21 protein-coding genes, 2 tRNA genes and 1 pseudogene are annotated in these 21,493 nt (G+C 66.5%); 12 read left to right on the top strand and 12 right to left on the bottom strand.

Annotation, left to right across the window (positions count from 1 at the left end; all coding sequences use genetic code 11):
* Positions 1-22 precede the first annotated feature (22 nt).
* Positions 23-98 (bottom strand) — tRNA-Val (locus Ga0609869_RS17785).
* A 145-nt stretch (positions 99-243) separates the two neighbouring features.
* On the opposite strand from Ga0609869_RS17785, the gene Ga0609869_RS17780 reads away from it, so the two are divergent.
* The gene (locus Ga0609869_RS17780) at positions 244-462 is read left to right on the top strand and encodes a hypothetical protein (protein ID WP_125403345.1); all 219 of its coding nucleotides are present in this window, start codon (positions 244-246) and stop codon (positions 460-462) included.
* Positions 463-566: 104 nt separating this feature from the next.
* Here the strand turns inward: Ga0609869_RS17780 and Ga0609869_RS17775 are convergent.
* The 3 genes from Ga0609869_RS17775 to lon all read right to left on the bottom strand — a co-directional run bounded on the left by Ga0609869_RS17775 (position 567) and on the right by lon (position 3,681).
* Positions 567-641, bottom strand: a tRNA-Val gene (locus Ga0609869_RS17775).
* 18 nt (positions 642-659) lie between these two features.
* Positions 660-1,094 carry an HU family DNA-binding protein gene (locus Ga0609869_RS17770; protein ID WP_170168748.1) on the bottom strand — a complete coding sequence of 145 codons (435 nt, stop codon included), beginning with the start codon at positions 1,092-1,094 and terminating at the stop codon, positions 660-662.
* 175 nt (positions 1,095-1,269) lie between these two features.
* On the bottom strand, positions 1,270-3,681 hold the full coding sequence (lon, locus tag Ga0609869_RS17765) for an endopeptidase La (RefSeq protein WP_125403344.1): 2,412 nt from the start codon (positions 3,679-3,681) through the stop codon (positions 1,270-1,272).
* A gap of 347 nt (positions 3,682-4,028) precedes the next feature.
* Between lon and Ga0609869_RS17760 the strand changes: the two genes are divergently transcribed.
* The gene (locus Ga0609869_RS17760; protein WP_125403343.1) at positions 4,029-4,511 is read left to right on the top strand and encodes a hypothetical protein; all 483 of its coding nucleotides are present in this window, start codon (positions 4,029-4,031) and stop codon (positions 4,509-4,511) included.
* A gap of 17 nt (positions 4,512-4,528) precedes the next feature.
* On the opposite strand, the gene tgt is transcribed toward Ga0609869_RS17760, so the two are convergent.
* A complete protein-coding gene (tgt, locus tag Ga0609869_RS17755) occupies positions 4,529-5,659 on the bottom strand; it encodes a tRNA guanosine(34) transglycosylase Tgt (protein ID WP_125403342.1) in 1,131 nt (376 codons plus the stop codon).
* A 221-nt stretch (positions 5,660-5,880) separates the two neighbouring features.
* Here tgt and Ga0609869_RS17750 point away from each other — a divergent pair, with 221 nt between their 5' ends.
* The 5 genes from Ga0609869_RS17750 (at position 5,881) to tpiA (ending at position 10,567) form a co-directional block, all read left to right on the top strand.
* Entirely contained in the window at positions 5,881-7,440 is a 1,560-nt protein-coding gene (locus tag Ga0609869_RS17750; RefSeq protein ID WP_125403341.1) for a hypothetical protein, read from the top strand.
* Between the two features lie 65 nt (positions 7,441-7,505).
* Complete coding sequence (locus tag Ga0609869_RS17745; RefSeq protein ID WP_125403340.1) at positions 7,506-7,868, top strand: SUF system Fe-S cluster assembly protein; 363 nt, start codon at positions 7,506-7,508, stop codon at positions 7,866-7,868.
* Positions 7,869-7,950: 82 nt separating this feature from the next.
* Positions 7,951-9,177, top strand: a complete 1,227-nt coding sequence (locus Ga0609869_RS17740) for a glycerophosphodiester phosphodiesterase family protein (RefSeq protein WP_125403339.1) — start codon at positions 7,951-7,953, stop codon at positions 9,175-9,177.
* A gap of 185 nt (positions 9,178-9,362) precedes the next feature.
* Entirely contained in the window at positions 9,363-9,731 is a 369-nt protein-coding gene (locus Ga0609869_RS17735) for a HesB/IscA family protein (RefSeq protein WP_125403338.1), read from the top strand.
* Between the two features lie 86 nt (positions 9,732-9,817).
* Positions 9,818-10,567 (top strand): triose-phosphate isomerase, encoded by a 750-nt coding sequence (tpiA, locus tag Ga0609869_RS17730; protein WP_125403337.1) that lies wholly within the window; start codon positions 9,818-9,820, stop codon positions 10,565-10,567.
* A 27-nt stretch (positions 10,568-10,594) separates the two neighbouring features.
* Here tpiA and Ga0609869_RS17725 read toward each other — a convergent pair whose 3' ends face one another.
* The 4 genes from Ga0609869_RS17725 to Ga0609869_RS17710 form a co-directional block, all read right to left on the bottom strand.
* Positions 10,595-10,960, bottom strand: coding sequence for a DUF1428 domain-containing protein (locus tag Ga0609869_RS17725; RefSeq protein WP_125403336.1), 366 nt, complete (start codon positions 10,958-10,960; stop codon positions 10,595-10,597).
* A gap of 105 nt (positions 10,961-11,065) precedes the next feature.
* The gene (locus Ga0609869_RS17720) at positions 11,066-12,463 is read right to left on the bottom strand and encodes a TRAP transporter large permease (protein ID WP_125403335.1); all 1,398 of its coding nucleotides are present in this window, start codon (positions 12,461-12,463) and stop codon (positions 11,066-11,068) included.
* A 6-nt stretch (positions 12,464-12,469) separates the two neighbouring features.
* Positions 12,470-13,162: a TRAP transporter small permease gene (locus Ga0609869_RS17715; RefSeq protein WP_125403334.1), complete on the bottom strand. Its 693-nt coding sequence runs from the start codon at positions 13,160-13,162 to the stop codon at positions 12,470-12,472.
* Positions 13,163-13,251: 89 nt separating this feature from the next.
* Positions 13,252-14,253, bottom strand: coding sequence for a TRAP transporter substrate-binding protein (locus Ga0609869_RS17710; protein WP_125403333.1), 1,002 nt, complete (start codon positions 14,251-14,253; stop codon positions 13,252-13,254).
* Between the two features lie 327 nt (positions 14,254-14,580).
* Here Ga0609869_RS17710 and Ga0609869_RS17705 point away from each other — a divergent pair, with 327 nt between their 5' ends.
* A complete protein-coding gene (locus Ga0609869_RS17705) occupies positions 14,581-15,405 on the top strand; it encodes a ferredoxin--NADP reductase (protein WP_125403383.1) in 825 nt (274 codons plus the stop codon).
* Between the two features lie 164 nt (positions 15,406-15,569).
* Here Ga0609869_RS17705 and Ga0609869_RS17700 read toward each other — a convergent pair.
* The 3 genes and pseudogenes from Ga0609869_RS17700 to cbbR form a co-directional block, all read right to left on the bottom strand.
* Positions 15,570-15,943: pseudogene (locus Ga0609869_RS17700) on the bottom strand (cytochrome P450).
* 152 nt (positions 15,944-16,095) lie between these two features.
* A complete protein-coding gene (locus Ga0609869_RS17695; protein WP_170168746.1) occupies positions 16,096-16,365 on the bottom strand; it encodes a cytochrome P450 in 270 nt (89 codons plus the stop codon).
* A gap of 74 nt (positions 16,366-16,439) precedes the next feature.
* Complete coding sequence (gene cbbR, locus Ga0609869_RS17690; RefSeq protein WP_125403329.1) at positions 16,440-17,360, bottom strand: LysR family regulator CbbR; 921 nt, start codon at positions 17,358-17,360, stop codon at positions 16,440-16,442.
* A 105-nt stretch (positions 17,361-17,465) separates the two neighbouring features.
* Between cbbR and Ga0609869_RS17685 the strand changes: the two genes are divergently transcribed.
* The 4 genes from Ga0609869_RS17685 to Ga0609869_RS17670 all read left to right on the top strand — a co-directional run.
* Positions 17,466-18,473, top strand: coding sequence for a class 1 fructose-bisphosphatase (locus Ga0609869_RS17685; RefSeq protein WP_125403328.1), 1,008 nt, complete (start codon positions 17,466-17,468; stop codon positions 18,471-18,473).
* A 16-nt stretch (positions 18,474-18,489) separates the two neighbouring features.
* Positions 18,490-19,362 carry a phosphoribulokinase gene (locus Ga0609869_RS17680; RefSeq protein WP_125403327.1) on the top strand — a complete coding sequence of 291 codons (873 nt, stop codon included), beginning with the start codon at positions 18,490-18,492 and terminating at the stop codon, positions 19,360-19,362.
* Positions 19,363-19,373: 11 nt separating this feature from the next.
* Positions 19,374-21,362 carry a transketolase gene (gene tkt, locus Ga0609869_RS17675; protein WP_125403326.1) on the top strand — a complete coding sequence of 663 codons (1,989 nt, stop codon included), beginning with the start codon at positions 19,374-19,376 and terminating at the stop codon, positions 21,360-21,362.
* Positions 21,363-21,379: 17 nt separating this feature from the next.
* The coding region (locus Ga0609869_RS17670) for a glyceraldehyde 3-phosphate dehydrogenase NAD-binding domain-containing protein (protein ID WP_281273244.1) at positions 21,380-21,493 on the top strand (114 nt) is incomplete at its 3' end.

Below are 21,493 nucleotides of genomic sequence, written 5' to 3'. Positions count from 1 at the left end.
GATGACAGGTTCAAGACGGGGATGGTGGGCGATGAGAGACTCGAACTCCCGACATCCTCGGTGTAAACGAGGCGCTCTACCAACTGAGCTAATCGCCCGACGCTTCGGGGTTTAGACCGGCACGGCCCCCGGCGGCAAGCCTATGCAGCGACAATCCGTCCGGCCGTGCCTTGGTGCTTTCCCCCCTCCGCCCCGATTTTGCCCATTTTCCTGCCGATCTTTCACGCATAAGGGGAAATCGCCATGCCGATTGCAATTCTTCTCATCTCCATCTGCACCGGGTTCGCTGCAACCGGCGCTGCGGCGATTTTCTCGGAGAGTTCCATCCTCATGCTGGCGCTGATCTACTGGCTGGGCGGCACGGCGGGGATGACGGCGATGGTGGCCTATCTCGCCCTGCGGCCCGATTGCTCGGGCACGGCGGGCACGCCCCGCGGCGATGCCATGGCCGAACCGTCCTGAGACAGCGGCCGCGCGACCGTGCGGCATCCATCCATTCAGCGTAACGTTTCGGCCGCCTCTGGCCGGCTAAGCCGGGCGGCCGGGATCACGCGATCGGGGGGGGCTGGTGGGTGATGAGAGATTCGAACTCCCGACATCTTCGATGTGAACGAAGCGCTCTACCACTGAGCTAATCACCCGTGGCGCGCTTGATAGCGTCACTCCGCAGGCTCTGCAAGAGGGTCTTGCGTGGCGTCGATCGCCTGGGTGCTGCGGCGGATCTTGGTCACCAGAACCTCGCCATTTCCGGCATCCTTGCGCCGGTTGATGGTGAGCTTGCCGAAGGGTTGCAGGTTCATCGTCTCACCCGCCGAGAGCGACGCGCCGAGCACACCGAGCATCGCCTCGACGACCGGCTTGACGTCCTTCTTCTTCTTGCCGGAGGCCGCCACGACCCTGTCGATCAGCTCTTTCTTGCGCAGCGTCACGCTGGTCTCCGCGGCCGCGTCGGCCGGCGGGGTTTCGGCGGCTTCGGGCGCGTCGGCTGCCGCGGATTCGGCGGCGGGCTGTCGCGTGGCGCGGCTGCGCGTGGTGGTGGGGGTCGTCGTCTTCCGGCGGGTCGCGGTCCTGCCGGTAATGGGTGCCTGGGCCATGGTCTGCTGCCTTTCAGATGTCTTTGGGCCTTTGTCCCCGTCTAACACAATATCGGGCGAAATACACAGCTTTTTGCGTGGCAAAGGGCGGCAAGCGCTAGATACATGACCGCCCTGCCCAAAAAAAACGCGCCCCGAAACGGGGCGCGTTGCCGAAATCCGGGTGCGCGCGGTCCTAGTGGGCGATCGCGCCAGACCCGCTGTCCTTCGCCTCGATCCGCGCCTCGGCGGCGGCGGCCTCTTCGGCGGCCTCGTCCCAGTCGATGGGCTCTGGCTGGCGCACCAGCGCATGGTCGAGCACGTCGCGGACATTGCCGACGGGGATGATCGTAAGCCCCTCTTTCACGTTGTCGGGGATCTCCGTCAGGTCCTTGGCGTTCTCTTCGGGGATCAGCACGGTCTTGATGCCGCCCCTGAGCGCGGCCAGCAGTTTTTCCTTCAGCCCGCCGATGGCCAGCACGTTGCCGCGCAACGTCACCTCGCCGGTCATGGCGATGTCCTTGCGCACCGGGATGCCGGTCAGCACCGAGACGATGGAGGTGACCATCGCGACACCGGCCGACGGCCCGTCCTTGGGCGTGGCGCCCTCGGGGACGTGGACGTGGATATCCCATTTTTCAAAGCGCGGCGGCCTGATCCCGAAATCGGGCGCAACCGAGCGTACGAAGCTCGACGCCGCGTCGATCGATTCCTTCATCACGTCGCCCAGCTTGCCGGTGGTCTTCATCCGGCCCTTGCCAGGCAGCTTGAGCGCCTCGATCGACAACAGGTCGCCGCCGACCGACGTCCAGGCCAGCCCGGTGACAACACCGATCTGGTCTTCCTTCTCGGCCAGCCCATAGCGGAACTTCTTGACGCCCAGGAACTCTTCCAGGTTCTCCGGCGTGATCGTCACCTTTTCGCATTCGCGCTTGACCAGCTTGGTCACCGCCTTGCGCGCCAGCTTGGCGATCTCGCGCTCGAGGTTCCGCACGCCGGCCTCGCGGGTATAGGTGCGGATCATCTCGGTCAGCGCGGGTTCGGTCAGCTCGAACTCTTTCGGGCGCAGGCCGTGGTTTTTCATCTGCTTGGCGATGAGGTGCTGCTTGGCGATCTCGCGCTTTTCGTCCTCGGTGTAGCCGGCCAGCGGGATGATCTCCATCCGGTCCAGCAGGGGGCCGGGCATGTTGTAGGTGTTCGCCGTGGTCAGGAACATCACGTTCGAGAGGTCGTATTCCACCTCGAGGTAATGGTCGACGAAGGTCGCGTTCTGCTCGGGGTCGAGCACCTCAAGCATGGCCGACGCCGGGTCGCCGCGGAAATCCTGGCCCATCTTGTCGATTTCATCGAGCAGGATCAGCGGGTTGGTCGTCTTGGCCTTCTTGAGCGACTGGATGATCTTGCCGGGCATCGAGCCGATATAGGTCCGCCTGTGGCCGCGGATCTCGGATTCGTCGCGCACGCCGCCGAGGCTGATACGGATGAACTCGCGCCCCGTGGCCCGCGCGACCGACTTGCCGAGCGAGGTCTTGCCCACGCCCGGCGGGCCGACCAGGCACAGGATCGGGCCCTTCAGCTTCTTCGACCGCTGCTGCACGGCGAGGTATTCGACGATCCGCTCCTTGACCTTCTCAAGCCCGTAATGGTCGTCGTCGAGGATCTTTTCGGCGCGGGTCAGGTCTTTCTTCACCCGGCTCTTCACGCCCCAGGGCAGCGACAGCATCCAGTCGAGATAGTTGCGCACGACGGTGGCCTCGGCCGACATCGGGCTCATGTTTTTCAGCTTCTTGATCTCGCCATCGGCCTTATCGCGGGCCTCCTTGGACAGCTTGGTGGCCGCCACGCGCTCTTCCAGCTCGGCGATCTCGTTCTGCCCATCTTCGCCGTCGCCCAGCTCCTTCTGAATGGCCTTCATCTGCTCATTCAGGTAATACTCGCGCTGGGTGCGCTCCATCTGCGATTTCACGCGGGTCTTGATCTTCTTTTCGACCTGCAGAACGCTCATCTCGCCCTGCATCAGGCCATAGACCTTCTCAAGCCGCTCGGCGACCGAGAGGGTTTCCAAAAGCTCTTGCTTCTGTTCGACATCCACGCCCAGGTGGCCGGCCACCAGATCGGCCAGCTTGTCGGGCGTGCGGGTTTCGCTGACCGCGGCCAGCGCCTCTTCGGGGATGTTCTTCTTGACCTTGGCATAGCGCTCGAACTCGGCGCCGACCGAGCGCAACAGCGCCTCGACGGTGTCTGCGTCGCCGGCCTCTTCGTCCAGCGCCACGGCGCTGGCCTCGAAAAACGAGTCGTTTTCCAGAAAATCGGTGATCTTGACCCGGCTCTTGCCCTCGACCAGCACCTTCACGGTGCCGTCCGGCAGCTTGAGCAACTGCAACACGTTGGCCAGCACGCCGCTGCGGAAGATGCCCTCGGCGGCGGGGTCGTCGTCCGCCGGATCCTTCTGCGCCGACAGCAGGATCTGCTTGTCGTCCTGCATCACCTCTTCCAGCGCGCGCACGGATTTCTCGCGGCCCACGAAGAGTGGCACGATCATGTGGGGAAAGACCACGATGTCGCGCAGCGGCAGAACGGGGTAGGATTGGCTGAGTTGCTCGGTCATGTTTTATCCTTGGCTCTTGGCAAAAGGACGCCGGCCCCTTGCGGCAGCACCTGGCCCTCTCCGGTCTTGGTCTCAATATCTGGGGGTCGGCCCCCTGATTTCAACCACGACCTGCTTTGGCTTGGGCCAAGCATGCCCCTCTCGCCCGCGCTCAGCAAGCCGCGATTGACGCCAATTCGAAGAAAACCGGCCGGCCCGGCGCGCGGGGCGCAGCCATTGAAATATGCACGGCCCGCCCCATTTTGGCCCAAATGTGCAGCAAGATGTCTGGCATGTGGTTGTTGGTGGATATGTCGCCGGTACTCCGGCTTGCCCGCAGGGCGTATCGCGAAAGGCGACGCATCCTTATGGCCAGCCTGATTTCCTTTGTGGCGGGCTTCGTGATCTACGCCCGCTACCAGGTGACAATCTTCGACCTTCCCGCGCCGGTGGCCGCCGGGCTGCTTTACGCCGTGGTGGTGGGCGCCGCTGCGCTGCTGACGGCGATCTTCCTTCCGCGGCTGCGCTTCATGGTCGAGGCGATGGCGTTCGGGCGGCTGATCTATGCCGGGCTGAGCCACGAGTTTCCCGAGTTCGGCACGCTCATGGCCAGTTCGCCCTTCTACAGCGCGACTGCCGTGGTGGCCGGCGGCATTCTGTGTGGCCGCGTCCTTTACGGGACCAACGAAAAGCACGCCCTGCGCAGCCATGCCAGCATGGCCTGGGCCGAAACCTTCACCCGCTGGATCGACGACACGCAGGGCCGCGCGCGCGACGCGCTTTACCCGGTCGCGCCGATGCCGCTGAGCATCCCCGCCGCGATCCGTCCGGGCCGGGCCATCCGGGACTGAGCCCAGCCGTCCCCGCCTCAGAGCGGGGGGATGTCGCCCTCGGCCCGCCCGGCGTGAAACGCCGCCTCGAATTCCGCGAACCGCCCCTTTGAGATCGCCGCACGCATCCCCGCCATCAGGTCCTGGTAATAGTGCAGATTGTGCCAGGTCATCAGCATCGAGGCGATGATCTCGCCCGCGCGGAAGACGTGGTGCAGATAGGCGCGGGAATAGGCCCGGCAGGCCGGGCAGGCGCAGGCCTCGTCCAGCGGGCGCGGATCGTCGGCGTGGCGCGCGTTCTTGATGTTGACCACGCCCCGGCGGGTAAAGGCCTGCCCGGTCCGGCCCGACCGCGTCGGCAGAACGCAATCCATCATGTCGATCCCGCGGGCCACGGCGCCCACGATATCGTCGGGCTTGCCCACCCCCATCAGGTAGCGCGGCCTGTCGGCGGGCAGCATTGCCGGGGCGTAGTCGAGTACCTCGAACATCCTTTCCTGCCCCTCGCCCACGGCGAGCCCGCCCACCGCGTAGCCGTCAAAGCCGATCTCGATCAGCCGCTCGGCGCTTTCCGCGCGCTGATCGCGGAAGACGCTGCCCTGCTGGATACCGAACAGCGCATGGCCTGGGCGGTCGCCGAACGCCGCCCTGGACCGCGCCGCCCAGCGCATCGACAGCTCCATGCTGGACCGCGCCGTGGCCGCGTCGGCGGGGTACGGCGTGCATTCGTCGAAGGCCATCACGATGTCCGAGCCCAACAGGCGCTGGATCTCCATGCTGCTCTCGGGGCTGAGCATGTGCCGCGAGCCGTCGACATGGCTTCGAAACCGCACGCCCTCTTCGGTGAGCTTCCTCAGTTCGGCCAGGCTCATCACCTGGAACCCGCCCGAGTCGGTCAGGATGGGCCTGTCCCAATTCATGAAGCTGTGAAGCCCGCCCATCCGGGCGATGCGCTCGGCGCCGGGGCGCAGCATCAGGTGGTAGGTGTTGCCGAGCAGGATGTCGGCGCCGGTGGCGGCCACGCTTTCGGGCAGCATCGCCTTGACCGTTGCCGCCGTGCCCACTGGCATGAAGGCCGGCGTGCGGATCGTGCCGCGCGGCGTCTCGATCGCGCCCCGGCGCGCCGCGCCGTCGGTGGCCTCAAGCTGAAAGCGGAAGGGGCGTGCCATGGTGGCTCCTGCTAGTCCTGACCCGGCGCCGGATACGGCGATTTCGCCGGAAAGGAAAGCCCGCGGCGGCGGGGGCCGTGGCGGCTGCCGGACCAGGCCACACGCGAAATCGCTCCGGCGAACTTACAGCAAGCTCCGGCCCGGCCCCGGCCGCCGCGCCCTTTCGCTCGGCCCCGCGCGTCCCTAGAGTGCTGTCCCAAAGCCCAAGCGGATCGACCCGAATGTCCCACAGCATCTCCACCCTGCCCCTCGCCACCGCCGCTCTGCTCTGGGCCGCCATCGCCCCTGCGGCCGAGATCACGCTCACGCCGCGCGATCTCTTTCAGGCCGCCGAGGGGCTGTTCCTCGCGCCGGGCGTCGAGGTGCCGGCCCCTGACCTCGACCGCCCGGCGATCCGGCACGCGGTCTCCGGGCCCGCCGCCGACCGCGTCCGCGCATTGATCGCGGACGGCGAGGCGGCCGGGTTCGCCGGCCTGGTCTACGACAACCGCGACCACAGCCATTCGCAACTGCCGAGCGCGCTTTACCCGCGTCTCGCACGGCTGGCCTACGCCCCTGCGCTGCAATCCCGCGGCCTCGATTACGGGCTGGCCGGGCACATCCTGCTGCCCGCCATCGTCTTCGGCAACTCGTCGACCGCGATCACCCGCTCATCCGCCCCGCGCAGCCTGCCGCGCCTGGCAATGACCGCGCCCGGCTGGCCAGAGCGCACCCACCGTACCTACGTCTCGAACCACATCTACGTCTATCCCGAACACCGCGACCACGACGCGGTCGATCACTTCCCCGCCCAATGGCCCTACATGATCGTCAGCCAGGGCTCGTCGGGCTCGGACAAGCCCTTCCTGCACGCGCTGGCGATGACGCTGGCCGCCTTCCGCCCCGACACCCGCGACGCGCTGGAAGAGGCGGGGCTGGTCGCGCCGGCGCTGCAGATGATCCTGCGCCGCAGCCTCGACGGGGTCGAGACGCGCGACGACTACCTGTCGGGCCGCGCCCACCCCACGGTCTTCGATGCCGGGCGGCTGCGCCCGCTGCGCATGATCGAAATGGCCGCGTCGCTTGCACCCGATGCGCTGCCGCCGCTGGTCCGGCTCACCGTCGAGGCCGAGGATTTCGGCCCCGCCGCAGGCCTCGCGGCGCGCGACGAGCGGCTCTACGACACGCCCTCGGCCATCGCCCGCCTCTGGCGCGGCCACGCCGGACGGCGCGAGATGGTGCTCAGCGCCCGGACGATGCCCGCGCCCCGGGGCCGCGAGGTGAATTTTCGCTGGGTGCTCTTGCAGGGCGACCCGGCGCGGGTGCGCATCACCCCCGAAGGCCCCACGGGCGAACGGGCGCGCATCGAGATGGACTGGCAGCCGGCGCTGACCCAGACCGACCCGGACGGCCAGACCCGGCGCCGCACCCGGATCGACATCGGCGTCTTCGCCGAGACCGGCGAAACGCTGAGCGCCCCCGCGATCGTCTCGGTCAGTTTCCCCGCCCACCAGCTGCGCCGCTACGAGCCGGGCCCCGACGGCACGCCCCGCCTGGCCGAGGTGGACTACGACGCCGCCCGGCGCGGCGCCCCGTTCGACCCCCTCCTCTACTGGAGCGCCCCCTGGCGCGACGTCTTTGTCTACGCCCCCGACGGCACGCTCGCCGGATGGACACGCTGGGGCAAAAACGGCCGCGAGGCCTATGGCGCCGACGGCCGGCGCCTCGGCCAGGTCACGATGCGCTACGAGATCGAGCGGCGCGAGGACGACCTGCCCGTTCTGCGTGCCGTGCCCGACTGAAGGCGCCTCTGGACGGCGGCGCGGGGATTTCTTATATCTTTTGTAAGAAATACGGAAAGAGATCCATGGCCCAGCCAAGCGAACAGCTCGAGGGGGCGCCCCTCATCACGCCGTCTTCCACCGATCATCCGCTCTACGACGCGGTGGTCGAGGCCTGCCGGACGGTCTTCGACCCCGAGATTCCGGTCAATATCTACGATCTCGGGCTGATCTACACGATCGAGATCGACGCCGAGAACGCCGTGCGCATCATCATGACGCTGACCGCCCCGGGCTGCCCGGTGGCCGGCGAGATGCCCGGCTGGCTGGCCGAGGCGGTCGAGCCCGTGGCCGGTGTCCGCCAGGTCGATGTCGAGATCACCTGGGACCCGCCCTGGGGCATGGACATGATGTCCGACGAGGCGCGGCTGGAACTTGGGTTCATGTAGGCGTCACGCCCGCTTCGCATCCCTGTAACAGATCGCGCCCATTGGGTGTACCGTTCAACCATCCCTGCGAACGGAGATCCCAATGACGATCACCCGCCTGACCGCTGCCGCCGCGCTTCTGGCCGCGACCGCCCTTCCGGCCGTTGCCGAGACCGCCATCGACTACGGCCCCCGCCCCGCCTTCCTGATCGACAAGATGGAAGACGGCCCCCTGAAGGACAAGCTGGCCTCCTGCCTGGGCCAGACGCCCAAGCGCACGGATTTCTCCATCGGCCACCGCGGTGCCGCGCTGATGTTCCCCGAGCATACCCGCGAATCCTATGTCGCAGGCGCGCGCATGGGGGCGGGCATCTTGGAATGCGACGTGACCTTTACCAAGGACAAGGAACTCGTCTGCCGCCACGCCCAGAACGACCTGGCGACCACCACCGACATCCTGGTTACCGATCTGGCCGGCAAATGCGTCACCCCCTTCACCCCCGCCAACGGCGATGAGCCGGCCGGCGCCGAGTGCCGCACCGCCGAGCTGACGCTGGCCGAGTTCAAGTCACTGTCGCCCAAGATGGACGCCGCCGACAAATCGGCCACCACGCCCGAGGCGTTTCAGGGCGGCGTCGCCGACTGGCGCACCACGCTTTACGCGAACGACGCGACGATCATGACTCACGAGGAGTCGATCGAGCTGTTCAAGTCGCTGGGCGTCAAGTTCACACCCGAGTTGAAAGGCCCCTCTGTCGAGATGCCCTTCGACGGCTTCACCCAGCAAGCCTACGCCCAGAAGATGATCGACGAGTACAAGGCGGCGGGCGTCGCCCCCGAGGACGTGTTCGCCCAGTCCTTCGACCTCTCCGACATCCTCTACTGGATCGAGAACGAGCCGGAATTCGGCGCCCAGGCGGTGTACCTGGACGACCGCTACGAAGCCTCGGACGAGGATGAGGGCCTGATCGACCCCAACGATCCCGCGACCTTCAAGCCGACGATGCAGGAACTGGCGGACATGGGCGTGAACTACATCGCGCCGCCGATGTGGATGCTGGTCACCGTCGAGGACAGCGAGATCGTCCCCTCGGCCTATACCCGCGAGGCGCAGGCCGCCGGCCTGGACATCATCACCTGGACGATGGAACGCTCGGGCCCGCTGGCCACCGGCGGCGGCTGGTACTTCCAGTCGCTCAAGGATGTGACCGACAATGACGGCGTCTATTTCGAACTGCTGGACGTGCTGGCCCAGGAGGTCGGCGTCACCGGCGTGTTCTCGGACTGGCCCGCCACGGTGACCTACTACGCCAACTGCATGGGGCTCTGAGGGGCCCGGCGGCGTGAAAACGGGGGGCGGTCTTTGGGCCGCCCTTTGTACTAGCCGCAGCGTTTGCCTTTCCATAGGCAAAACCGGCGTCTTGCCAATGGCGCCCCGCAAAGTCTGACATGGCTTGGCCTTGTGATGCCGCCCGCGGCCCCTTAAGTTCTTAAGGGGAAAGCGCGAGGTAGACTATGTTCGGAATCCCCGGGAAAGCCCCCGTCACACTCACCCCCGCCGCCGTGGCGCAGATCGAAAAGCTGATGGCGCAAAAAGGTGCCTCGGCGCTGAGGATCGGCGTCAAGAAGGGCGGCTGCGCGGGCATGGAATACACCATGGACTATGTCTCGGAGCTTGACCCGATGGACGAAGTCGTGGGCCAGGACGGCGCAAAGGTGGCGATTGCGCCGATGGCGCAGATGTTCCTCTTCGGCACCGAGATCGACTACGAGGTCTCGCTTCTGGAGGCCGGGTTCAGGTTTCGCAATCCCAACGTGACCGAGGCCTGCGGCTGCGGCGAATCGATCAAGTTCCGCGACATGGACGAAGCCCCCGGGGGCTGAGCCGGCCCTGCGCGCAAAAGGGCCGTTCCGCCGCGCGCCGAAATGCCCTAGGAACACCGAGACAGGTGAACCGAGGGAGAGACTTCATGCGCAAGAAGCTGGCCGCAGGCAATTGGAAGATGAACGGCACCGGGGATGCACTCTCCGAGGTGGTGCAGCTTTCCATGGACTACATGACATCCAACGTGGACATCCTGATCTGCCCGCCGGCGACGCTGATCGAACGCATGGGGCACACCGCGGTCGACAGCGCCGTGGCGGTCGGCGGGCAGGATTGCCACGCCAAGCCCTCGGGCGCGCATACCGGCGATATCTCGGCCGGGATGCTGAAGGATGCGGGCGCCACCTATGTCATCCTCGGCCATTCCGAGCGCCGCACCGACCATGGCGAGACCGATGCCGATGTATGCGCCAAGACGGAGGCCGCACTGGGTGAGGGGCTGGTCGCGGTGGTCTGCGTGGGCGAGACGGAAGGACAGCGCGACGCGGGCGAAACGCTGGACGTCATCGGGACCCAGCTGGCCGGCTCGCTGCCCGATGCAGGGGTGAGCGGGGCCACGGTGGTAATCGCTTACGAGCCCGTCTGGGCCATCGGCACCGGCCGGGTGCCGACGCTGGAGCAGATCGCCGAGGTGCACGATTTCATCCGGGCCGAGCTTGTGAAGCGGTTCGGGGACGACGGACAACGCATCCGCCTGCTTTACGGCGGGTCGGTCAAGCCCGGAAACGCGGCCGAGATCTTCGCCACCTCGAACGTGGACGGCGCGCTTGTGGGCGGGGCCTCGCTGAAGGCCGCCGATTTCTCGGCGATCATCGCGGCGCTGGAAGCGGCGTAAACCGCCGGGGCCGGAGCGGCGGGCGCCCTAGCCCGCCGACATCTCGCCGAAGGCCATGAGCGGCGCAAAACCGCCGTAGATCATGCGCTTGCCGTCGAAGGGCATGGCGCCCATGTCGGCCATGCGCGGGTCGTCCATCATCTTCTGCCACCCGGCGTCGCGCGTCGCCTTGTCGGGCCAGAGCGTCCAGGACAACACCACCGTCTCGCCCGGCTTGGCCTGCACCGCCATCCGAAAGGAGGTGAGCTTGCCCTCGGGCACGTCGTCACCGCAGCATTCCCACACGGCGGTGGCGCCGTAGTCGCGGAAGATCTGCCAGGCCTCTTCGGCATGGGCGCGATAGGCATCCTTGTTGGCGTCGGGCACGGCCGCCACGAATCCATCCACATACATCCGGGTCCTCCTCACCGTCGGCCGCCAGTGCGGCCAACCGCATCCTAACACGGATCGGGGGCCTGGGGGCGGCGGCGTTGCCGTCTTGGCAAGACGCCGCCCCGGTCAGTTGGTGATGATCTCGGGGCCCATCAGCGCCGTTGGCAAGACGGTCGAGATCCAGGGCACATAGGTCACCAGGATCAGGAACACGAAAAGCACCGACAGGAACGGCAGCGCGGCCTTGACCACCCGCATCATCGGCATGCCCGCGACGCCCGAGGTGACGAAGAGGTTCAGCCCCACCGGGGGCGTGATCATGCCGATCTCCATGTTCACCACCATGATGATGCCCAGGTGGATCGGGTCGACCCCCAGTTCCAGCGCGATCGGAAAGACCAGGGGCGCCACGATCACGATCAGCCCCGAGGGCTCCATGAATTGCCCGCCGATCAGCAGGATCACGTTGACGATCACCAGGAACATCACCTTGCCCAGCCCGGCCTCGAGCAGGGCGCCCGCGATCTGCTGGGGGATCTGTTCGTCGGTCAGCACGTGTTTCAGGATCAGCGCGTTGGCGATGATGAACATCAGCATGATGGTCAGCTTGCCCGCATCCAGCAGGGTGCGGCGCGTGTCGCGGTGGAAAAAACCGGTGACCAGCGCATCGGGCCGGCGCCACAGCGGCACCGGGGCGCCGCCCTCGCTGCGCGGTTTCAGCGGGCCCATGTCGCGATAGACGAAGACCGCGACGACGAAGGCGTAGACGGACGCGACGGCGGCGGCCTCGGTGGGGGTGAAGATGGCGCCGGTCACGCCGGGGATGCCGTAGATGCCCACCATGATGATGGCGATCAGCATCAGGCCCCAGAACGCCTCACGGAAAGACGCCGCGATCTCGCCCCAGCCCTGCCACTCGCCCTTGGGCATGTTGCGGATCGTGGCGATGATGTAGATCGCCGCCATCAGCATGACGCCGGCCAGGATGCCGGGGATCACGCCGGCCAAAAACATCCGGCCCACCGACACGTCGGTGGCCGAGGCATAGACGACCATCACGATCGAGGGCGGGATCAGGATACCCAGCGTGCCGGCGTTACAGATCACCCCGGCGGCGAAATCCTTGGTGTATCCCACCTTGCGCATCGCCGCGATGACGATCGAGCCGATGGCGACCACGGTGGCCGGCGAAGAGCCCGACAGCGCGGCAAACATCATGCAGGCAAAGACACCGGCAATCGCCAGCCCGCCCCTGAGATGGCCCACGCAGGCGATGGAAAACCGGATGATCCGCCGCGCCACGCCGCCCGTCGACATGAAGCTCGAGGCCAGGATGAAGAACGGGATCGCCAGCAGCGTGTAATGCCCCGCCATGGCCTGATAGAGCGACTGCGCGATCGAGGCCAGCGAGGTTTCCGAGAACACCAGCAGGAAGATGATCGAACTCAGGCCGAGCGACACCGCGATCGGCACGCCGATCAGCAGCAGACCCACCACCATTGCGAACAGAAGGGCGACATCCATCGGGGCTCACCCCTCCTTGTGGGCGGCCTTTTCGACCGCTTCTTCGGCTTCGTGGCTGACGATCATGCCGCTTTGCCGCCCCGAGATTATCCGGGCCGCGGCCTGGATCAGCCGGAACACCATCAGCGCCACGGCGATGGGGATCATCGTGTAGGGCACCGCCACGGGCAGCTTTTCATAGGGCTCCTCGCCCTCGGGCAGGAACAGGGCCTCGATCGGCGCGCGAACGATCTCGGGCATCGGGATGCGCTCGGTCGGTACGTAGCCGCGGTAATCCCACGGCTTCATCTCTTCGAATCCAGTGGGGAACCAGCGCCCGGAGGTCGGCGCGAGGTTGGCATAAGGGGCCCAGTAATCGTAGGCGCCCTTCATCATCAGCAGCGCGTACACCAGGCAGATCGACACCGTGGTCAGCGCCAGCGCGCGGCGTGGGCCCGGCCCCAGCGCGTTGATCAGCGCGTCGACGCCCAGGTGCATGGTGATCTTGAACCCGTAGGCGATGCCGAAGAGCACCAGCCAGGCGAACAGCACCAGCGTGACCTCCAGCCCCCAGATCAGCCCGGTGTTGAAGATGTACCGCAGAACCACGTTGACGAAGGTGACCAGCACCATCGCCCCCAAAAACGCGGCAATCAGGTTTTCCTCTATGGCATGCACGGCGCGACCGAGGGCGGTATCTGCGCGATAGGTTCCGCTCATCTTTCCACTCCCTCAGACGAACCGGTCGACTAAGCGGACACCGGCCCCGGAGCGGCTGCCCCGGGGCCGGGCCGGTTTGCTTTGTCGCCTCAGCTGGAGGCGTTGATCTCTTGCGCCGCAGCGATGTTCTCGGCGCCCACGTCGCCCTCGAACTGCTCCCAGACGGGCTTCATCGCGTCGACCCAGGACTGGCGCTGCTCGGGCGTGAGCTGGCGCACCTCCGAGCCGGCGTCGATGATCGCCTGCTTGGCCTCCTGGTTCACCGCATACGCCTCGGCGTTGCGGGTCTCGGTCACCTCCTGGATGATCGTCGCGAGCTGGCCGCGCACCTCAGGGTCGAGCCCGTCCCACCATTCGACCGAGGTCACGAGCAGGTAGTCGATGATGCCGTGATTGGTCTCGGTGATGCCGTCCTGCACCTCGAAGAATTTCTGGCCGTAGATGTTCGACCAGGTGTTCTCCTGGCCGTCGACGACGCCGGTCTGCAGCGCGCCGTAGACCTCGGAGAAGGCCATCGGCTGCGGGCTGGCGCCCAGGGCCTCCATCTGCGCGACCAGCACGTCCGAGGTCTGGACGCGGAACTTCAGCCCCTCGGCATCCGAGGGCTCGATCAGCGGCTTGTTGGCCGAGAACTGCTTCATCCCGTTATGCCAGAACTGCAGGCCCAGCAGGCCGCGGCGCATCATCGACTGTTTCATCGCCTGGCCGGTCTCCGAGGCCTGGAATGCGTCGACCGCCTCGATGTTCTTGAACATGAACGGCAGGTCGAAGATGCGGAACTGCTTGGTGTATTTCTCAAATTTGGACAGCGACGGGGCGGCGAGTTGCACGTCGCCGTTCAGCATCGCCTCGAGCACCTGGTCGTCGTTGTAAAGCGTGGAGTTCGGGTAGACCTCCATGCAGGCGGTGCCGTTCATCTCCTCGTTCACCCGCTCCATCAGCAGCGAGGCTGCGATGCCCTTGGGGTGACGGTCGGTGTTGGTGACGTGACTGAACTTGATGACCATTTCGCCATCGTCGCACTGTGCAAGCGCAGCGCCGGCAGAAAAAGACAGCGCCACGGCAGCGGCGGCAGCGGTCAGGAATTTCATGCGGTATCCTCCCAGATAACCATTTGGGTTCTGACGCCCCCCGTAGGCGGCGGCGTTAGACTATCACCGATGAAGACGCAGGTCTCAAGGGAAACCATGCATTTCGGCGGGCAGAGCCGGGCCAAGGCGTCGCAGGGGTGCGACCGCGGGTGTTGATCTGTGTCATGGCCGCCCCTCTGCCGATCGCGAATATCGCCCAAGGAAAGCGGGCGCGGCGGCCCCCGAAGGGCCGCGGGCCGCGCCAGATGTGCCCAGGGGCTTTCCCCGCCCCGCCGGCCCCATTAGAAGCGAGAGGAGCGGGGCATGCGCCCCGTTGCATGGAACAGCATGAATCAGCAGACCGCCGTGACCGATAGCGCCGCCCCCAGGACCAAGACTCTGCCCGATGCGCAGACCGTGACCGAGGTCCGCCACTATACCGACCGTCTGTTCTATTTCCGCACGACGCGCCCGCGCTCGTTGCGCTTCCGCTCGGGCGAGTTCGTGATGATCGGGCTGCCCGGCGAGAACGGCAAGCCGATCATGCGCGCCTATTCGATCGCCTCGCCGTCCTGGGATGACGGGCTGGATTTCTATTCGATCAAGGTGCAGGACGGCCCGCTGACCTCGCGGCTCCAGCACATCAAGGAAGGCGACGAGATCATCCTGCGGCCCAAGCCCGTGGGCACGCTGGTGCTCGACGCGCTGCTTCCGGGCAAGCGGCTGTGGTTCCTTGCGACCGGCACCGGCATCGCGCCCTTCGCCAGCCTGATGCGCGACCCCGAGACATACGAGCAGTATGACGAGGTCATCATGATGCACACCTGCCGCGAGGTGGCAGAGCTGGATTTCGGCCGGCAACTGATCGAGAGCCTGCCCGAGGACCCGCTGATCGGCGAGTTCGTGGGCGACAAGCTGAAATACTACCCCACCACCACCCGCGAAGAGAGCAAGTGGATGGGCCGCGTGACCGACAACCTAACCTCGGGCAAGGTGTTCCGCGATCTCGGCCTCGGCGCCGAGCAGATGGACCCGGCCACCGACCGCGCCATGGTCTGCGGATCGCTGGACTTCAACAAGGACGTGATGGCGATCATGGAAGGCTGGGGCCTGCGCGAGGGCGCCAATTCGGAACCCGCCGAATACGTGGTCGAAAAGGCCTTCGTGGGCTGACATCTGGGCCACGGGGAAAACCCGTGTCCGAAAAGGCGCGCACCATTTGGGGACGGCCCGCCGGGCCTTCCCTGCAACGCTTTCGGAGCCTCGGCTGGATCGCGGGACGGGTCGGGCCGGCGCCCGCCCAGGCCGGTCCGTTCCCCATCAGGCCCCACTGACCATCAGGCGGCGCGTGACCGCACTTGCAGCGGTATGCCGGTGGCCGGACGCAGCGTGACCCACATCTGCGGCGTCCGCGCAAAGCCGGGCGAAAGGTCGGAGGTGAAGCGCGACAGCAATGTCGCAAGACTGAGGGTCGCCTCGGTCACCGCCATCGCCGACCCGATGCAGATGCGCGGCCCGCCCCGAACGGCAAGAAGGCATAGCGATGACGCCGCGCCGCGTGCGCGACATCGAAACGATCGGGGTCGAAGGCCGACGGCGCGTCCCAAAGCAGGTCGTGACGCTGCACCGCGTAGATCGGCAGCATCAGGTTGGCGCCCTTGGGAATGAAATAGGGGCCGGTATCGTCGTCGCGGGCCGCCTTGCGCGTCAGAAAGCCCGCCGGGGGGTAGAGGCGCAGCGCCTCTTCGCCGCTTGACGGACAAAGCCCAGCCGCGGCAGATCTTCGTAGCGCGCCGCACCGCCGGATTTCACGTCATCGGCCGTCGCGCCCGACTCCGGCCGCGTCGACCGCAGCCGCCTCGATTACCGGGCTCCTGTCGGCGCCAGCGCCTGCCGCGTGAAGGCCGGCGCCAACGCCTTGCGCTGGCGGCGCCACCCCTGCCCCTCTGTCACGGCAAGGTTGCCGCCCCGTCGCGGCTGCACAGGCCTCAACAGCATTCTGGACTTCGGGTGGGTCTCGTGCCGGATGAGAACGTGCTGAACCGCGTCCGGGTCCATCAGGGCGATCCAGTTGGCGCGTCCACCGTGGCGCAGGATCGGTTCGCGGTAGGCCGCGGCCGGGATCAATTCCAAGACGTTTCGCCGCGCGATCCTGTAAGACGCGAGCGGCCCCCGCCATGCGACGCTTTCGCCCGGTCCCCGCGACGCTAAAGCGGCAGAAAGCTGCCCTGCATCCCGCAGATATAGTCGTGCACCCGCTTGCCGGCCGTGCTCAGCGATGTGTCGCGCCGGTGCACCAGAAACCATTGCCGCACCAGCGGCAGGCCCTCGGCCTCGATCTCGACCAGACGGCCCGCGCGCAACTCGTCGTCGATGGTGTGGCGCGAGATCAGAGCGATGCCGAGCCCGGCGATGACCGCCTGCTTGATGGTTTCGTTCGAATCCAGCTCCATCAGCCGGTAAGGTCGCCCCTGCGCCACCTTGTCGAGGTATCGCCGGGTCAGGATGCGTGTGCCCGACCCCTCTTCGCGCACCAAAAAGGTCTCTTCCAGCAGGCCGGCCGGCGCGATCCGCCCCTGGTCCGACAGCCGGTGCCCCGGCGCGGCGATCAGCACATGCGGGTGCGGGCCCAGCACCGTGGCGTTGACCTCTGGCACCCGCGGCGGGCGCCCCATGATCGCCAGGTCCACCGCGGCGCCCTGCAGCGCCGAGATCACCGTGTCGCGGTTGCCCACCCTGAGCAGCACCTCGATGGTGGGATAGGCATTGTGCAGCTGCGCCACGATGCGCGGGCCGAAATACTTGCCGGTCGAGACCACGCCCAGCGTCACCAGCCCCTCCATCCCCTCGTTCAGCGCCCGCACATGGTCGGCGCAGGCCTCAATCGCGGTGTCGGCCGTCCGCGCGGCCACCAGCACCGCCTCGCCCTGCGGGGTGAGCCGCGTGACGCCATGGGACGAGCGGTCGAGCAGCTTGCAGTTGAAATGGGTCTCCAGCGCCTTGAGCTGGGTGTGCACGGCGGGCGCGGTCAGGCTCAGCACCTCGGACGCCGCGGTGATCGAGCCATATTCCGCCACCGCCCTCAGGGCCCGCAACTGCTTGAAAGTGACAGCTTCCGGCTTGGGCATTAAAAATCTCTTTAGGCAGCTTCGGTCTTTTTAAATTCTATAACGATCCCGGTTCTGAGATAGCAAGGTCGTTGCACAGCACGCCGTCAGAATCGGGAGAAAATTATGCAGAACGAAAATCCTCTTCGGGATTTGGAGCATATCCCCGCCGCGCTTCAGCCCCTCATGAATGCGCTTTGCGAGGTCGGCATCGAGTTGTCCCGCACGATCCAGCGCGGCCCGCTGGGTGGCGCGCTGGGTGCAGAGGTGGGCGAAAACACCGGCGGCGATGCCCAGAAGGCGCTCGACGTGATGGCCGACGAGGCCTTCATGACGCGGCTTCAGACGGCCAACGTGCGCTGGTACGCCTCCGAAGAGCAGGACGTCGTGATCGAGCTCGACCCCAAGGGTGACTACGCGCTGGCGATCGACCCGCTGGACGGCTCGTCCAATATCGACGTCAACGTGTCGATCGGCACGATCTTCTCGATCTTCGAGGCCAAGGACGCGGCCGACCCCTCGTTCCTGCGGCCCGCGAACGAACAGATCGGCGGCGGCTACATCATCTATGGGCCCCAGACCATGCTGGTGGTCACTTTCGGCAAGGGCACGCAGGAATACCTGCTCGACCCCGACACCAAGCAGTTCGTGCTGATCGAAGAGGCGGTGCAGGTGCCGCAGACCTCGCGCGAATTCGCGATCAACGCCTCCAACTACCGCCACTGGTCGAAACCGATCCGCGCCTATATCGACGACTGCATCGCCGGCGACGAAGGCCCCCGCGCGCGCAATTTCAACATGCGCTGGGTGGCCTCGCTGGTGGCCGAAACCCACCGCATCCTGACCCGCGGCGGCGTGTTTCTCTATCCCGGCGACGCCCGCAAGGGCTATGAGAAGGGCCGGCTGCGCATGGTCTACGAATGCGCCCCCATCGGTTTTGTCATCGAGCAGGCCGGCGGCAAGGCGACCAACGCCCAGGACCCGATCCTGGAGCAGACCGCCGACCAGTTGCACGCCCGCACGCCCTTCGTTTTCGGCTCGACCGAAAAGGTCAGCCGCGTCGCCGCCTATCACGATCTGCCGGAGCAAGAGGTGAACGCTCTGTTCGGCAACCGCGGCCTGTTCCGCGTATGAGGTTTGGAGGATACCAATGAGCAAGAAACACCCGATCATATCCGTCACCGGCTCTTCCGGGGCCGGCACCTCGACGGTCAAACACACGTTCGACCAGATCTTCCGGCGCGAGGGCGTGAATGCGGTGTCGATCGAAGGCGATGCCTTCCACCGCTTCAACCGCGCGGACATGAAGGCCGAGCTGGAACGCCAGTACGCGGCCGGCAATCACGGCTTCAGCCATTTTTCCTACGAGGCGAACGAGCTGAAAGAGCTGGAAAACGTGTTCCGCGAATACGGCAAGACCGGCACGGGCCGGACGCGCCACTACGTGCATGACGACGACGAGTCGGCCAGGTACGGCGTGCCCCCCGGCAATTTCACCGAATGGGCGCCGTTCGAGGACGGCTCGGACCTGTTGTTCTACGAGGGCCTGCACGGCTCGGTCGTCAATGACGAGGTCAACCTGGCCCAATATGCCGATCTCAAGATCGGCGTGGTTCCGGTGATCAACCTCGAATGGATCCAGAAGATCCACCGCGACCGCGAACGCCGCGGCTATACCACCGAGGCGATCACCGATGTGATTCTGCGCCGGATGAATGCCTATGTGCATTGCATCTGCCCGCAATTCACCGAGACCGACATCAACTTCCAGCGGGTTCCCGTCGTGGACACCTCCAACCCCTTCGTGGCACGCTGGATTCCGACCGCGGACGAGAGCCTCGTGGTCATCCGCTTCAAGAACCCGCGCGGGATCGACTTTTCCTACCTCGTCTCGATGATCGAGGGGTCCTGGATGAGCCGCGCCAACTCGATCGTCATTCCCGGCGGCAAGCTCGACCTGGCGATGCAGCTGATCCTGACGCCGATGATCGATCGCCTCGTCTCCGAATCCAAACGCGCCTGAGGAGCCTTCCGATGAACGTCCAGACCCAGATCGACACCGGCGCCGAGGCGCTCATGGCCAGCGCGATCCGCGTCCTCAGCATGGACGCGGTGCAGGCCGCCAATTCGGGCCATCCCGGCATGCCCATGGGCATGGCCGACGTGGCCGCCGTTCTTTACAACCGGTTTCTGTCGGTCGACCCGACACTGCCGAACTGGCCCGACCGCGACCGGTTCGTGCTGTCGGCCGGCCATGGGTCGATGCTGATCTACGCGATTAACCACATGCTCGGCTACGCCGACATGGACATGGACCAGGTGCGCAATTTCCGCCAGCACGGCTATCGCACCGCCGGCCACCCCGAATACGGCCATGCCGACGGGATCGAAACCACCACCGGACCGCTGGGCCAGGGCATCACCACCGCGGTCGGCATGGCGCTGGCCGAACGGATGCACAACGCCCGCTTCGGCGACGACCTGGTCGATCACTACACCTACGTGATCGCCGGCGACGGCTGCCTGATGGAGGGCATCAGCCACGAGGCCATCGACATGGCCGGCCACATGCGGCTGGGCCGGATGATCGTGCTGTGGGACGACAACGAGATCACCATCGACGGCTCGACCGCGCTTTCCACCTCGACCGACCAGAAGGCCCGCTTTGCCGCGTCGGGCTGGCACGTTCAGGCCGTCGACGGCCATGACCGCGAGGCCGTGGCCAAGGCCATCGAGGCCGCCCGCGCCGACGACCGCCCCTCGCTCATCGCCTGCAAGACGGTGATCGGCCAGGGCGCGCCCAACAAGGCCGGCAGCCACAAGGTGCACGGCGCGCCGCTGGGCGACGAGGAAATCGCCGCCACACGCGAGGCGCTGAGCTGGCCGCACGAGGCCTTCACGCTGCCCAAGGAAGTGTACGACGCCTGGGGCGCCGTCGCTGCCCGCGGCAAGTCCGCCCGCGAAGCCTGGGAAGCCCGCCACCTGGGCTCGGCCCAGGCCGGCGCGTTCAACCGCTCGCTCGCCGCGCCCGACACCGGCGCGCTGGGCAAGGCCATCGATGCCTACAAGGCCAAGCTCTCGGCCGAGGCGCCCAAGGTCGCCACCCGCAAGGCCAGCGAGATGGCGCTGGAGGTGGTCTATGACGCCCTGCCCAACCTCGTCGGCGGCTCGGCCGACCTGACCGGCTCGAACCTGACCAAGACCGGCGCGATGGAGCCCATGACCCGCGACAATTACGGCGGCCAATACATCCATTACGGCATCCGCGAACACGGCATGGCGGCTGCGATGAACGGCATTGCGCTGCATGGCGGGTTCGTCACCTATGGCGGCACCTTCCTGGTTTTCGCCGACTATTGCCGCCCCGCGATCCGCCTTTCGGCGCTGATGGGCCTGCCGGTGACCTATGTCTTCACCCACGACTCCATCGGTCTGGGCGAAGACGGGCCGACCCACCAGCCGGTCGAGCACCTGGCGTCGCTGCGCGCCATGCCGAACATCAACATCGTCCGCCCGGCGGACGTGGTGGAAACGGCCGAAGCCTGGGAAATCGCCGCCGGGGCCACCGGCACGCCGACGCTGATGGCGCTGTCGCGCCAGGGCCTGCCCTGCCTGCGCACCGAGCACACGTCCGACAACCTCACCGCCAAGGGCGCCTATGTCCTGCGCGAGGCCGAAGGCGGGCGCGACGTGACGCTGATCGCCACCGGCTCGGAGGTCGAGATCGCCATGAAGGCCGCGGACCTGCTGGCCGAGGGCGGCGTCAAGGCCGCCGTGGTCTCTGCCCCCTGCTTCGAGCTCTTCGCCGCGCAGGACGAGGCCTACAGGGCCGCCGTCCTGGGCACCGCCCCGCGGGTCGGCGTGGAAGCGGCCGTCGAGCAGAGCTGGGCGCCGATGCTGGGCGAAAACTCCGCCTTCGTCGGCATGTCGAGCTTCGGCGCCTCGGCGCCGGCCGGCGCGCTTTACAAGCATTTCGGCATCACCGCCGAAGCCGTGGCCGATGCGGCCAAAAGCCTGATCTAAGAACGAGGAACAACAAGATGACAGTTAAAGTCGCCATCAACGGGTTCGGCCGCATCGGGCGGAACGTTCTCAGGGCCATCGTGGAATCGGGACGCACCGATATCGAGGTGGTCGCGATCAACGATCTCGGG

This window comes from Rhodovulum iodosum, assembly GCF_041020385.1.
Classification (GTDB): domain Bacteria; phylum Pseudomonadota; class Alphaproteobacteria; order Rhodobacterales; family Rhodobacteraceae; genus Rhodovulum; species Rhodovulum iodosum.
This window is presented reverse-complemented; position numbering and strand designations above follow the sequence as displayed.